Source organism: Streptomyces sp. NPDC058664, from assembly GCF_042716635.1.
Taxonomy (GTDB): domain Bacteria; phylum Actinomycetota; class Actinomycetes; order Streptomycetales; family Streptomycetaceae; genus Streptomyces.
In genome coordinates, this window is sequence record NZ_JBHXRW010000021.1 from 81,583 (window position 1) to 95,083 (window position 13,501).

10 protein-coding genes are annotated in these 13,501 nt (G+C 74.0%); 1 reads left to right on the forward strand and 9 read right to left on the reverse strand.

The window, feature by feature from the left end; genetic code table 11:
• Positions 1 to 75: 75 nt before the first annotated feature.
• The 8 genes from nadE to ACFWUY_RS18960 all read right to left on the reverse strand — a co-directional run bounded on the left by nadE (position 76) and on the right by ACFWUY_RS18960 (position 9,451).
• Positions 76 to 906, reverse strand: a complete 831-nt coding sequence (gene nadE / locus ACFWUY_RS18925) for an ammonia-dependent NAD(+) synthetase (RefSeq protein ID WP_384109071.1) — start codon at positions 904 to 906, stop codon at positions 76 to 78.
• A 172-nt stretch (positions 907 to 1,078) separates the two neighbouring features.
• Entirely contained in the window at positions 1,079 to 2,233 is a 1,155-nt protein-coding gene (locus ACFWUY_RS18930) for a sulfite oxidase (RefSeq protein WP_384109074.1), read from the reverse strand.
• 57 nt (positions 2,234 to 2,290) lie between these two features.
• Positions 2,291 to 4,438, reverse strand: coding sequence for an ATP-binding protein (locus tag ACFWUY_RS18935; RefSeq protein ID WP_384109077.1), 2,148 nt, complete (start codon positions 4,436 to 4,438; stop codon positions 2,291 to 2,293).
• A gap of 34 nt (positions 4,439 to 4,472) precedes the next feature.
• Positions 4,473 to 6,062 carry a molybdopterin-dependent oxidoreductase gene (locus tag ACFWUY_RS18940; RefSeq protein WP_384109079.1) on the reverse strand — a complete coding sequence of 530 codons (1,590 nt, stop codon included), beginning with the start codon at positions 6,060 to 6,062 and terminating at the stop codon, positions 4,473 to 4,475.
• Positions 6,063 to 6,181: 119 nt separating this feature from the next.
• Complete coding sequence (locus tag ACFWUY_RS18945; RefSeq protein ID WP_384109082.1) at positions 6,182 to 7,105, reverse strand: amino acid ABC transporter permease; 924 nt, start codon at positions 7,103 to 7,105, stop codon at positions 6,182 to 6,184.
• Positions 7,102 to 7,767, reverse strand: coding sequence for an amino acid ABC transporter permease (locus ACFWUY_RS18950; protein WP_384109085.1), 666 nt, complete (start codon positions 7,765 to 7,767; stop codon positions 7,102 to 7,104). The genes ACFWUY_RS18945 and ACFWUY_RS18950 overlap by 4 nt, the downstream gene beginning before the upstream one ends.
• A gap of 10 nt (positions 7,768 to 7,777) precedes the next feature.
• Positions 7,778 to 8,635 (reverse strand): glutamate ABC transporter substrate-binding protein, encoded by an 858-nt coding sequence (locus tag ACFWUY_RS18955; protein WP_384109088.1) that lies wholly within the window; start codon positions 8,633 to 8,635, stop codon positions 7,778 to 7,780.
• 60 nt (positions 8,636 to 8,695) lie between these two features.
• Positions 8,696 to 9,451 carry an amino acid ABC transporter ATP-binding protein gene (locus tag ACFWUY_RS18960; RefSeq protein WP_384109091.1) on the reverse strand — a complete coding sequence of 252 codons (756 nt, stop codon included), beginning with the start codon at positions 9,449 to 9,451 and terminating at the stop codon, positions 8,696 to 8,698.
• 300 nt (positions 9,452 to 9,751) lie between these two features.
• Between ACFWUY_RS18960 and ACFWUY_RS18965 the strand changes: the two genes are divergently transcribed.
• Positions 9,752 to 10,210: a Crp/Fnr family transcriptional regulator gene (locus ACFWUY_RS18965; protein ID WP_384109094.1), complete on the forward strand. Its 459-nt coding sequence runs from the start codon at positions 9,752 to 9,754 to the stop codon at positions 10,208 to 10,210.
• Between the two features lie 64 nt (positions 10,211 to 10,274).
• On the opposite strand, the gene ACFWUY_RS18970 is transcribed toward ACFWUY_RS18965, so the two are convergent.
• The gene (locus ACFWUY_RS18970) at positions 10,275 to 13,202 is read right to left on the reverse strand and encodes a LuxR C-terminal-related transcriptional regulator (RefSeq protein WP_384109096.1); all 2,928 of its coding nucleotides are present in this window, start codon (positions 13,200 to 13,202) and stop codon (positions 10,275 to 10,277) included.
• Between the last annotated feature and the right edge of the window lie 299 nt (positions 13,203 to 13,501).

Consider the following 13,501-nt stretch of genomic DNA (forward strand, 5'->3'; position numbering starts at 1 on the left):
GTTCCGAGGCACCCCTTCCAGGATCCGCCGACCGTCCGGAGCCCGCCGCCCGACGGCTCTCCCTCCCCGGGTCGCTCAGGGGGCGATCGGCAGCTGTCGCTTGTGCTCGGTGAGCTCGTAGCGGCGCACGATCGAGGCGAAGGCTGCCTCGCCGACCGGCTTCCCCTCCAGGAAGTCGTCGATGTCGTCGTACGTGACGCCGAGCGCGTCCTCGTCGGGCTTGCCCGGGTCCAGGGTCTCCAGGTCGGCCGTGGGGGTCTTCCACACCAGCTCGCCCGGGGCGCCGAGCTCGGCGGCGACCGCGCGGACACGCCGCTTGGTGAGGCCGGTGAGCGGGACGACGTCGGCGGCGCCGTCGCCGAACTTGGTGAAGAAGCCGGAGACGGCCTCGGCGGCGTGGTCGGTGCCGACGACGAGACCGTCGTGCGCTCCGGCGACCGCGTACTGGGCGATCATCCGCTGGCGCGCCTTGATGTTGCCCTGCACGAAGTCCTGGTGGTGGGCGTCGCGGAAGGTCACCCCGCCGGCGAGGCAGGCGTCGAGGGCCGCGTCGCTCGCCGCCTTGACGTCCACGGTGAGGACCTGGTCGGCGCGGATGAAGCCGAGGGCGGTCTGCGCGTCCCCCTCGTCGGCCTGGACGCCGTACGGCAGGCGCATCGCGTAGAAGGTGGCGTCGTGGCCGGCGGCACGGGCCCGCTCCACCGCGAGCTGGCAGAGCCGGCCGGCGGTCGTGGAGTCGACGCCGCCGCTGATGCCGAGCACGAGGGAACGCAGACCGGTGGAGGTGAGCCGCTCGGTGAGGAAGGCCACCCGGCGCTCGATCTCGGCCCGCGGGTCGAAGGTCTCGGAGACCTGGAGGTCCCGGGCGATCTGCTGCTGGAGGGCGGTGGACGCCGGGTCGGTCACGGAGGTCTCCTCGTCGGTGTGGGGCCGGCGGTGGCCCGGCGCTGTACCGGGCCGTACGACGGCAGGGGCTACGGGGTCGACTCTACGCACCGGGGGGCCGCGCCGTCGCCCTGCCCCGTACCACCTGACCTGGCCTCCTGCCCCGGTCTCCGGCCGAGACCGCCCGGCCCGCCTACGGCTCGGGCGTCTCCGGCGGCTCCGGGGTGCAGAGGACCTCGACGTGCTGGACGAGGTTGTTGGCGAAGCCGCCGCGGTTCCACGGGGCGGCGGTCGGCTGGACGTTGCCGGCCGCGTCCGTGGCCCGCACGGTCAGACGCCGCAGGCCGGGCGTCGCGGTCCAGGTGGTGCGCCAGGCGGTCCAGGCCCAGGGGTGCGCGGGGTCCCGGACGAGTTCGGCCTCGGTCCAGACCGCCCCGCCGTCCCCGCCGGCCTCGCCGACCTCCACGCGGGCGACCGGGCCGTGGCCCGACCAGGCGCGCCCGGTGAGCGGGACGGGCCCGGGTCGGACGACCCGGGTCCTGGACATGAAGTCGGGGAAGCCGGGCGGCACCATCAGGGCCCGGGGCGCGATGAGGGTGACCGGCTCCCCCGGCTCCTCCGCCGTCTGCCGGACGCGGTAGGCCACGCTCTGCTGGAAGCCGGTGTACGGGGCGGCGGTCAGCGTGATGTCGTGGAGCCACTTCACCTGGGCCATGCCGTACCAGCCGGGGACGACGAGCCGGAGCGGGCTGCCGTGCTGCGGAGGCAGGGGCGCCCCGTTCATCCCGTACGCGACGAGGACGTCCCGGGCCGGGTCGGCGGCCGTCGTCAGGGGAAGGCTCCGCCGGTAGTCCTGTTCGACGCCCCGCTCCACCCCGTGGTCGGCGCCCGTGAACACCGCCTCGACGGCGTCGTCGGCGATCCCCGCCTCGGCGAGCAGCGCCGCGAGGGGGACGCCGGTCCAGTCGGCGGTGCCGACGGCCTCGACCAGCCAGGGCTGGCTGACCGGACGGGGCGTGAGCCGGGCCCTGCCGTTCCCCGCGCACTCCAGGGTGACCCGGTGGGTCACGGAGGGCCGGGCGCGGAGCGCGTCCAGATCCAGGTCCAGCGGTCGGCGCACCCGCCCGCCGACGGTGAGTCGCCAGCCGTCCGCGTCCGTCGCGGGGATGTCGTAGTGCACCAGGACGTAGTGGAGTCCGGGCGGGGTGACGTCGTACCGCAGCGCCTCCAGGGGAAGTCCGTGGTTGCGGGCGGCGAGGGCGAGCTCCTGCGCGGTGAGGCCCTCGTCCGGATCCGCCACGCGTCCTGGTGCGCTGACGGCGGTCAGCGGGATCGGGGAACCGTCCATGCCCTCATGGTGCGCCCGTGCCCCGGGCCGGGCACTTCGGGGCGCCCGGTCCCTGGCTCAGGCCTGCCGGGGTACGCGCAGCGCCCGGTCGAGACCGTCCTGAGGGAGGCCGCTGAGGGCACGGACGAAGATCTCCTCGTACGCCGGTTCGCCGATCGTCGCGCGGACGGTGTCCGTGTACTTCTCGCGCAGGGCCCGCAGTCCCGGCAGTCCGCGCCGGGGCTGGCCGGTGGAGCGCCAGTAGGCCTCGCCCGTGCCGGAGACGTCGGCCGCGCGCTCGCCGTCACCGGCCGCCGCGAGGGCGGTGGCGAGGACGTCGAGCCCGAGGGCCACGCCGAGGCTCGCGCCGAGGCGGCGGGTGCCTTCGAGCATGGCTCGGGCGTGGCCCGCGGCGGTGGCCGGGTCTCCCTCCAGGAGGCCGGTGAGGGCGAGCTGGTACTCCAGGGCGGTCCGGGTCCAGTGCTCGTCGAGTTCCTCGCACAGGGTGCGCAGGGCGAGCGCCCGCTCGCGGGCCTCGGCGAGCCGCCCGAGGCCGGTGAGGGCGAAGACCCGGACGAGGTGGCAGCGGAGCCGGGCGGCGGAGTCGGCGGGGCCGCCCCGGACGGCGTCGAGGACGTGGCCGACGACGACGTACGCGGCCGTCGGCCGGCCGGTGGTCAGGGCGAGGAGCCCGGCGAGGGCGGCGGCGTCGAGGGTCAGGTCACCGGGACGGCGGTCCCGGCCGTTCCCGGGCGGAGCACTCTCCTCGCGCCCCGCGTGTTCCGCGTACCGGGCCTCGTGCTCCGTGCCCTCGGTGTGTTCCGCGTACCGGGCCTCGCGGGCGCAGCGCTCGCTGACCTCCTGGGCGGGCCCGAACTCGCCCTGGAGGACGAGGGTGACGCCGAGCGCCCACAGCGCGCGGGCCCTGACGCGGCCGCGGGCCTCGCTGAGGAGCAGGGCCTGTTCGAGGCCGTCGCGGGCCTCGCGCAGGCGGCCCCGGCAGGACCAGGCGAAGGCGACCGAGCCGACGAGGTCGAGGGCGGCGTCGGGGTCGGTGCGAAGGAGTCGGTCGAGGGCGGTGCGCAGGTCGGTGTGGTGGGTGTCGACCGCCCTGTACCAGCCCAACTGGCGGGCGCCGTGCCATTCGGTCTCCGCCCGGCGTGCCAGGCCCCGGAAGTGGGCGGCGTGCCGGTCGGCGACGGTTCCGGTCTCGCCGGTCCGGTCCAGCCAGGTCGCCCCGTACGCGCGGATCGTGTCGAGCATCCGGTGTCGTCCGCCGGCGTCCCGCGGGCGGACCACGGAGGCGCGGACGAGCCCGGCGAGCGCGTCGGGCAGGGTCTCCCGGCTCAGCGGGCCGCCGACGCAGACGGCGGTCGCCGACGCGAGGTCGAAGGGGCCCCGGAAGACGGAGAGACGGGCCCAGAGGAGGCGTTCGAGCGGTGCGCTCAGCTCGTGGCTCCAGCCGATGGCCGCGCGCAGGGTCTGGTGGCGGCTCGGCCACACGCGTTCGGGGTGGGCGAGCAGGTCGAAGCGGGCTCCCGGCGGCGCGTCGAAGCGGGTGCCGAGCTGGTCCCGGACGGCCTCGGCTCCCTGGAGGCGGATCTGCGCGGCGGCCAGTTCCAGGGCGAGCGGGATGCCTTCGAGGCGTACGCAGATCTCGCCGGCGGGACCGGCGGCGGGGAACTCCTCCCCGGCGGCCCGCCGGAGCAGTTCGAGGGCGTCGCGTCCGGTGGGCGGCAGCGGGTCGAGGGCGACGACCCGCTCCCCTTCGACACCGAGGGGGGACCGGCTCGTGGCGAGGACGGTGAGCCCCGGGGCGGCGGCGAGGAGCTCGGTGACCAGGCGGGCGCAGGGTTCGGCCAGGTGCTCGCAGGAGTCGAGGACGAGCAGCAGCCGGTCGTCGGCGAGCCGGCGGCAGAGGCCGGTGGTCGCCATGCCGGGGGTGTGGTCGGAGAGGTCGACGGAGTCGGCGACGAGGGCGACGAGGAGCCGGTCGCCGTCGAGCGGGGTGAGGTCGGTCCACCAGGCACCGTCCGGGTACCGGTCGGCGGCGCGGTGCGCGGCGCGCAGCGCGAGCCGGGTCTTCCCGACTCCCCCGACGCCGGTCACGGTGACGAGGCGGTGCTCCGCCAGGGCGGCGGACACGCGCTCCAGTTCCGTGCGGCGTCCCACGAAACCGGGGTTCTCGTCCGGCAGATGTCCACGCACGGGAGCAGTCTCCCTCATGAGGGAACGCGAACGGGCGTACGGGACCGGTTCGTTACGCACCCTCGACCGTGACGAGCACCGAGTGCCATCCCTGCGCCCCGTCGGGCATCGTGCCGGTGCGCCGTTCGGGCTGGGTGGCGCCGGTGCCGTCGGTGGCGCGGACGGTGAGGGTGTGCCGGCCGGGGGTGCCGGTCCAGGGGTACGTCCACTGGCGCCAGGTGTCGCGGCTGTCCTCGGCGGCGAGCCGGGTGTCCTGCCAGGGTCCTTCGTCGATCCGTACCTCGACGCGCCGGACGCCCCGGTGCTGCGCCCAGGCGACCCCGGCGACCATGACGGTGCCGGCGGCGGGGCGGCCGAAGGGGCGGGGGGTGTCGATGCGGGACTGGGTCTTCACGGGGGCCCGGGCGGCCCAGCCGCGCGGGACCCAGTAGGCGTCGTAGGCGTCGAAGGTGGTGAGCTCGATCGACTCGATCCACTTGCAGGCGGAGACGTACCCGTAGAGGCCGGGGACGAGCATGCGGACGGGGAAGCCGTGGGTGAAGGGCAGGGGTTCGCCGTTCATCCCGAAGGCGAGGAGGGCGTCACGTCCGTCCATGATCTCCTCGACGGGTGTGCCGATCGTCATGCCGTCGACGGAGCGGGCGACGAGCTGGTCGGCGGGCCCGCCCTCGGACGGCGGGCGGACACCGGCCTCGCGGAGGAGGTCGGCGAGGGACACACCGAGCCAGCGGGCGTTGCCGACGTAGGGGCCGCCGACCTCGTTGGAGACGCAGGCGAGGGTGATGTCGCGCTCCACGGTCCTGCGGGCCATGAGGTCCTTCAGGGTGAGGGTGAGCTCCTCGCGCACGCCGCTGCCGTGGAGGCGCAGCCGCCAGCGGCCGGCGTCGACCTTGGGGACGACGAGCGCGGTGTCGACGCGGTAGAAGTCGCGGTTGGGGGTGACGAAGGGGCTGATGCCGGGGATCCGGAGCTGCGCTCCGGCGGGGACGGGCGGTGCCGGGGAGGCCGGGCGGGGCAGGCGTACGGCCGCGCGGGAGGCGACGGCGTCCTCCTCCGCGGGTGAGGCGACCGTCCTGCCGAGGGCGGCGGCGCCGGTCGCGGCGAGTCCGGTGGAGGCGGCGGCGATCAGGAAGCGCCGCCGGTCCGTGCGGGCGGCTCCGGCCCTCGGGGTGCGGAGGAGGCCGGTCAGGAGGTACAGCAGGACCGCTCCGGCGGCGGCCCCGACGAGGGACGGGACGGCGTCGAGGGCGGAGTCCGAGTCGGGGCGGGTGACCGCTCCGAGGGCGCCGATGACGCCGAAGACGGCGACGGCCGCGGCGCCGAGCAGCCGGTGGCGGAGCGCGAGCAGCCCGATCCCGAGGGCGAGGAAGGCCAGGACGACCAGGATGCCGAGCAGGAGGACGGCCTTGTCGCTCTCGCCGAAGGTGCGGATCGCCCAGTCCTTGAGGGCCGCCGGGGTCCGGTCGACGACGGCGTCGCCGATGGCGAGGACGGGCCCGGCCTCGGGTCGTACGCGGGAGGCGACGAGCTCAGCGACGGCGAGTGACACGTACGCGGCGACGAGGCCGCCGAGCGCGGCGAGGAGACGGTCGGTACGGGTGGGCTCGTGCTCCGCGTCCCGTGCGGTGCTTGTGGCTTCCATGACGGGTACTTCGGCGCGCACCGGCGTCCGGATGGGTGTCTTCACCCGGGCGGCGCAGCCTCGGCGGGTGTCGGGCGGTGTGCCGTGGCCTCGGTGGGGGCCGGGCGGGCGGCGCGGGCTCAGCGGGGGCCGGGGGGTGTGCCGTGGCCGTCCAGGTGTTCGCCCGGGGTCGCGAGTTCCTCGACCGCCCCGGCTCCGACCACCGCGCCCGTGGACCTCTTGCCGCGCCGCAGCCGTCGTTCGAGCCAGGAGGCGAAGGTGGTGAGGGCGAAGTTGAGGACGACGAAGATCACGGCGACGACGGTGAAGCAGGCGATGGTGTTGGCCCCGTAGTTGGCGCTGAGCGGGCGGGCCGAGGCGAGGAGTTCGGAGAAGCCGAGCATGGCGCCGCCGAGCGCGGTGTCCTTGACGATGACGACGAGCTGGCTGACGAGCGCGGGCAGCATGGCGGTGACCGACTGCGGGAGGAGCACGTACGCCATGGTCTGGCCCTTGCGCATGCCGATGGCCTTCGCCGCGTCGGTCTGGCCGGCGGGGAGGGCGAGGATGCCGGCGCGGACGACCTCGGCGAGGACGGAGGCGTTGTAGAGCACGAGTCCGGTGACGACGGCGTACAGGGGGCGGGTGTCCGGGCTGATGTCGGTGAACTCGGAGTAGGCGGCGTTGGCGAAGAGCATCAGGATCAGGACGGGGATGGCCCGGAAGAGTTCGACGACGGTGCCGGCCGTGGCGCGTACGGCGCGGTGGTCGGAGAGGCGGAGGACGCCGAGGAGGGCGCCGAGGGGGAGGGCGATCACCATGGCGAGCGCGGCGGCGACGACGGTGTTCTTCAGGGCGGGCAGGATGTACGTCTCCCACACGCGGGTGTCGGTGAAGAAGGGCTCCCACTTGGCCCATTCGAGCTGGTTCTTGTCGGCGAGGCTCACCACGACCCACCAGACCACGGCGGCGAGCGTGATCAGGAACAGGAGGGTCCACAGGAGGTTGCGCCGCCGGGCCCGGGGTCCGGGGACGTCGTAGAGGACGGTGGGCCGGTCCTTCACCGTTTCACCGCCACCTTCTTGGCCACCCAGCCGAGGATGAGGCCGGTGGGGAGGGTGAGGCAGATGAAGCCGACGGCGAAGATCGCGGAGACCAGGATCAGCTGGGCTTCGTTCTCGATCATCTCGCGCATGAGCAGGGCGGCTTCGGCGACGCCGATGGCGGCGGCCACCGTGGTGTTCTTGGTGAGGGCGATGAGGACGTTGGCCAGCGGTCCCACGACGGAGCGGAAGGCCTGGGGGAGCACGATCAGGCGCAGGATCTGGGGGAAGCCGAGCCCGATGGCGCGGGCGGCCTCGACCTGGCCGAGGGGGACGGTGTTGATGCCGGAGCGGATCGCCTCGCAGACGAAAGCGCTGGTGTACGCGGTGAGGCCGAGGACCGCGAGCCGGAAGTTGATGGTGGTGAAGCGGTCGGCGCCCATGCTGACGCCGAGGGTCTGGAAGAGGCCGAGGGAGGTGAAGACGATGATGACGGTGAGGGGGATGTTGCGGACGACGTTGACGTAGACGGTGCCGAAGCCCCGCATGAGGGGGACGGGACTGACGCGCATGGCGGCAAGGAGCGTCCCCCAGACGAGGGAGCCGATCGCCGAGTAGACGGTGAGCTGCACCGTCACCCAGAAGGCTCCGAGCAGGTCGTACCCCTGCAGGAAGTCGAACACGACGGCCCGCTCACTCGACGACGACGCCGATCTTCGGGGCGGGTTCGTTCTGGTAGCCGGCGGGGCCGAAGTTCTTCTTCACCGCCGCCTCCCAGGAGCCGTCGTCGACCATCTTCTCCAGGGCCGTGTTGATCTTGCCCTTGAGGTCGCTGCCCTTCTGGACGCCGATGCCGTAGTTCTCGTTGCTCATCTTGAAGCCGCCGAGCTTGAACTTGTCCTTGAACTGGCTCTGCGAGGCGTATCCCGCGAGGATCGAGTCGTCGGTGGTGACGGCGTCGATGACACCGTTCTCGAGTCCGGTCAGGCACTCGGAGTAACCGCCGTACTCCTGGAGTTGGGCGTCGGGGGCGATCTCGTCCTTGACGTTCTGCGCGGAGGTCGAGCCGGTGACCGAGCAGAGCTTCTTGTTGTTCAGGTCGGACGGCTTCTTGATGGAGTCGTCGTCGGCGCGGATCAGCACGTCCTGGTGGGCGAGGAGGTAGGGGCCGGCGAAGTCGACCTTCTCGGCCCGTTCGTCGTTGATCGAGTACGAGGCCGCGATGAAGTCGACGTCACCGCGCTGGAGCATCGTCTCCCGGTCCGCGCTCTTGGCCTCCTTCCACACGATGTCGGACGGGTCGTGGCCCAGTTCCTTGGCGACGTACGTGGCCACGTCGACGTCGAAGCCGGTGTAGGTGCCGTCGGGGGTCTTCAGACCGACGCCCGGCTGGTCGAACTTGATGCCGACGGTGATCTGGTCCTCACCGTGGTCGCGTGGCACCTCGCCGGCCGTTCCGGCCGCTCCGTTCGCGAATCCTGCGGAGGTCACGGAGAGGACGACGGCCGCGGCGACGGCCACGGCGGCCCTGCCGGTCCTGATCGGGTTCATGAGGATCACCCCTGGGGGCTGCTGGTCGGGCGACGGTCGCGGCACTATGCCGGCCGCGGCTCAGTGGTGGAGGATCTTGGACAGGAAGTCCTTGGCACGGTCGCTGCGCGGGTTGCTGAAGAACTCGTCCGGGGTCGTCTCCTCGACGATCCTGCCGTCGGCCATGAAGACGACCCGGTTGGCGGCGGAACGGGCGAAGCCCATCTCGTGGGTCACGACCACCATGGTCATGCCGTCCCTGGCCAGCTGCTGCATGACCTCCAGGACCTCGTTGATCATCTCGGGGTCGAGCGCGGACGTCGGTTCGTCGAAGAGCATCACCTTCGGATCCATGGCGAGGGCACGGGCGATCGCCACGCGCTGCTGCTGCCCGCCGGAGAGCTGCGCCGGGTACTTGTCCGCCTGCGAGGCGACACCGACCCGGTCGAGGAGCGCGCGGGCACGCTCCTCGGCCGCCTTCCGGTCCTTCTTGCGGACCTTGATCTGGCCCAGCGTGACGTTGTCGAGCACCGTCTTGTGCGCGAAGAGGTTGAAGGACTGGAAGACCATGCCGACGTCGGCCCGCAGCGCGGCGAGTTGGCGACCCTCGGCGGGCAGGGGGCGCCCGTCGACGACGATCTCGCCGCTGTCGATGCTCTCCAGGCGGTTGATCGCGCGGCAGAGTGTCGATTTTCCACCGCCGGACGGCCCGATGACGACGACGACCTCGCCGCGGTGGATCGTCAGATCGATGGACTGGAGGACGTGCAGGGTGCCGAAGTGCTTGTCGACGCCACGCAGCACGACGAGCGTGTCGCCGCTTTCCGGGACGGGCATGGCACCCTCCTGGCTCACGCCCCCGCTTGCCGCTCTCTTCTCACGTTCATGCTCCGCCCTCCGTCCGTGCCCCGCACGCCGGAGCGGGGTACCCGGCACGGATGGAGCGGGGTGCGGGGCACGGACGGAGCGGGGTGCGCGGAGGGTGAGCGCCCGTATCGGGAAGTGACCGCGGCACGTGGGCGAGGACGTGCGAGGCGCGCGGGTGCGGACGTCGGGGGCGTGCGCCCCTGGAGCGGGCGCGCGGGGACGGCCTGACGGACACTGGGGAGGGAGCCGAGTGCGCGAGGAGGGTCCGCCATGAGCAGAGCCGCACCCAAGGTCAGCACGCTGCCGTCGGAGCACCGGGAACGCCTGATGGCCTTCGCCGAGGACGTGCACTTCGATCCCGGTCACCGGCTGTTCGAGGAGCAGCAGCACGCCGACCGGTTCTGGATCGTGAAGACGGGCGCGGTGACGCTCGACGCGAAGGTGCCGGGCCGCGGGTCGCCCGTGATCGAGACCCTGCGCCACGGCGAGCTGGTGGGCCTGTCGTGGCTGTTCCCGCCGTATCTGTGCCAGTCGGGAGCCGAGGCGATGACGCCGGTACGGGCGTACGAGTTCGACGCCCCGGCCGTCCGCTCGATGTGCCTCTCGGACGCGGAGTTCGGCTCCTCGGTCATGTTCTGGGTGGGTGCGATCCTGGCCCACCGCCTCCATGTGACCCGGGTCCGGCTCCTCGACCTGTACGCGCCGCACGGGAGCGGGATCCTGGCGTGAGCCGCGCCCCGCGCCCTCTTAGGGGGGGCGGGCGGGGCGCGCGGGGTGGGCTCGGTCGGATCGATCAGGCGAGGAGGACGCTCGCGAGGTCCGTGCGGCCGGAGACGCCCAGCTTGCGGTAGATCCTTCCGAGGTGGTTCTCCACCGTCCGTACCGACAGCACGTACGTCTCGGCGATCTCCCGGCTCGTACGGCCGCGCGCGGCCATCAGCGCGATGTCCCGCTCCCTGGCGCTGAGCGGAACCGCCGCCGCCGCGCCGGCGAGTGCCGGGGTGGCCGCCTCCTGACACCTGTCGCGCAGGGCGAGCGCGTAGGCGGCGGCCCGTGCGGCGTTCGCGGCGCGGTCGCGGCGGCGCCACTCGGTGGCGGCCTCCCCGAACGCCTCCGCCGCGTACAGGTGCAGGCCGAGCCCGCTCATCCGGTCCGCGACCTCCTCCAGGGCCGCCGGATCCGGCCGCTCCCCCCGCGCCGCCGCCGCGTACGCGGCCCGTACGTCCGCGAGGGAACCCTGTACGAGGGCGGCGGCGGCCGTGAGCTCCGCCGCGACGGCGGACGTGCCCTGACGGTCGGAGTCCGGCGCGTCCGGCGCGGTCCCGGCCTGCCCGGAACTCCGCCGGTGGTCCGGGCCCCAGCGCAGGACGTCGTGGAGGAGGGCGGTCGCGACGGTCGCCTCGCCCCGGGCGAGGGCCTCGCGGGCGGCGGTCAGCATCAGGCGCCGTGCGGGACCCGCCGCACCGCGCAGGAACATCACCCACCCCCGCGCCCGGAGTGTGTCGGTCTGGAGGAGGGGTGCCTCGGGCGGGAGGAGCGGTGCCCCTCCCTCCGCGTTCGCGAGGGCCTCCGCCTCCGGTGCCACGTGCCCGGTCTGGGCGGCGGCGAGAACGAGTCCCGCGAGCGCCCGCTGCTCGGCGAAGGCCTGCCCGCAGAGCCGCGCGAGCGCGCGGGCCTCCCTGAAGTGGGCCAGCGCGTCGGTGACCAGGCCGCGTTCGAGGGCGATCCGGCCCCGGACCCAGGCGAACCACACGGTGAGCGCCGGGACCGCGTCCCGCATCGCCTCCTGCCCTTCGAGCGCCGTGCGCTCCGCCTCGTCGAGGCGCCCCGACTCCAGGAGGGCGGCCGCCACCAGATACAGGCTGCGGGCCGGGTAGTAGGCGGTCCACCGGTCGGCGAGCCCGCACTGGATCGCGTACGCGTGCCGACCGGTCCGTACGGCGTCGTCGACCCGCCCCGAGGAGAGCCGCACGCGCAAGTGGGCCTGCAACAGCAGCACGTCCTCCTGCGTCCATGCCCCGCCGGGCCCGGTGCCACGAACGGGGGAAGCGCCGTCGGGGCCAGGATCAGGGTCAGGGGCAGGGTCAGGGGCAGGGTCAGGGTCAGGGTCAGGGTCAGGGTCAGGGTCAGGGTCAGCGAGGGTGGCGTCGACGTCGGGGGCGGCGCGGGTGCTGTCGGCGCGGGTGGCGTCGGCCTCGGGAGCGGCGCGCGTGCCGTCGGCCGTACCCGCCCCGGCAGCCGGGCGCAGTGCTTCCGCCGCCTCCTCGTTGCGGCCGACGGCGCTGAGCAGCGTGGCCCGGCAGGCCGTGAGGGCGGGCCGGGGACCGATCCGGTCGACCGCCCGGGCGAGTGCCTCGTACGCGGCCTCCGCGTCGCCCCTGCCGTACAGGTGGTGCTGGGCGAGCGCCGCGGCGGCGGACTCGACCTCGCCGGGTGCCCGGGCCGCGTCGAAGGCCCGCTCGAGGACCGGAACGCTCTCGGCGAACTCGCCGTGCTGGCCCAGTCCTTCGCCGAGCAGCAGCCCCGCGACCACATGGGGTCCCTGGGCGAGTGCGGCGCGGGCGAGCCGGCACATCGTGTCGACGTCCCCCTCGTCCAGGGCGTGCCCCGCCGCGCGGACCAGCAGGTCGGGGTCGGCCGTGCCGGTCGCGTCGAGCTCCCACCGGGCGAGCGCGAGGGCGTCGCGGCGCCGCCGCGCTCCGTACGCCCGCACCCGGCCGGCCTGTTCGAGCAGCAGGGTACGGGCGAGGAAGCGGGGCGTGGTGCGGCGCAGCAGCAGGGCGTGCCAGGGGTGGGCGAGACGGACCCGCCGGCGCCGCCCGTCCTCGGTGACCGCGACGAGGTTCTCCTCCTCGAGCTCCGCGAGGGCCGCGGCTGTCACCTGGCTGAGGACGTCGGCGAGCCCGACCGGTCCGCAGAGGGCGAGCAGGCGCAGGACGGTGCGCCGGTCCTCGGGAAGCCTGCGGAAGCGTCCTTCGGCGGGGGCGTCGAGCACGGTGTCGTCCAGCGGCCCGGTGAGACACCACACGTCGTCCACGGGCCGCAGGGTCCCTTCCCGTACGGCGGCGCGCAGGATCTCCCTGGTCCACAGGGCGTTGCCCCGTCCGGCCTCCCACAGCGCCCGGACGGCGGGCGCCGCCACGGGCGCTCCGAGCGTCTCGCTGAGCAGCCGGGCGGTGGTGGCCCGGTCGAAGGGGCCTATCCGCAGGTGCTCCAGGGCGTCCTGGTGCCAGAGGGCACGGAGGGCCTCGGGCCATTCGGCGTCCTGCGGCAGGGTCGCCGCGAGGAAGAGGCCAGGTCCCGGACCGGTGGCGGCGTCGGTGGCCAGGGCGGACAGCAGGGTGAGGGAGGAACGGTCCAGGTGGTGGACGTCGTCCACCAGGAGGAGGGTGCGGGGACGGCCTTCCGGGGCACTCAGGTCCTCCCGCAACTCCTTGAAGTGACAGCCGAGTTCGTCGGGCCGCAGGGGGCCGGTGAGGTACGGGGCGAAGGCCGCGAAGGGGACGCCGGAGGCCGCCTCGTTCACCGGGAGGCGGACGGTCCTGTGGTGCGCCTCCGCCTCGTCGGCGAACTCGGTGGCGAGCCGGCTCCTTCCGACGCCGCCGCCGCCCGTGATGACGACGCCTCGGCAGCCGGGCCTGCGCAACGCCCCGCGCAGGCGCTCCAGTTCGGCGTGGCGCCCGGTGAAGGGCAGCGGGGTGCCGTCACCGGCCGCGGTCATGCCCACGCCTGTCCGCGACGCGGCTGCCGCGCGTGTCCGTTGAGTAGGTGTCTGCCGGGGATTGAGTAGGTGTCCACTCTGTCGCCGTTCCCCACGCCGACGGAGGCTATGCGGCAGGCGGGCATCGCGAACGAGGTCCGCGGATCGTCGGAGTGCTTCGGGGGGAGTACGACATGGGCGCCGTGCCGGCGTGGAGGGAATCCGGGGAGCTCGTGTTCCTCGCGGGGGAACGGCCGGGGGGTTCGGCCGGGGGCAGGGGATCGGGTGCCGTTTCCGGTCCCTGCGCCGGTGCCGGGGTC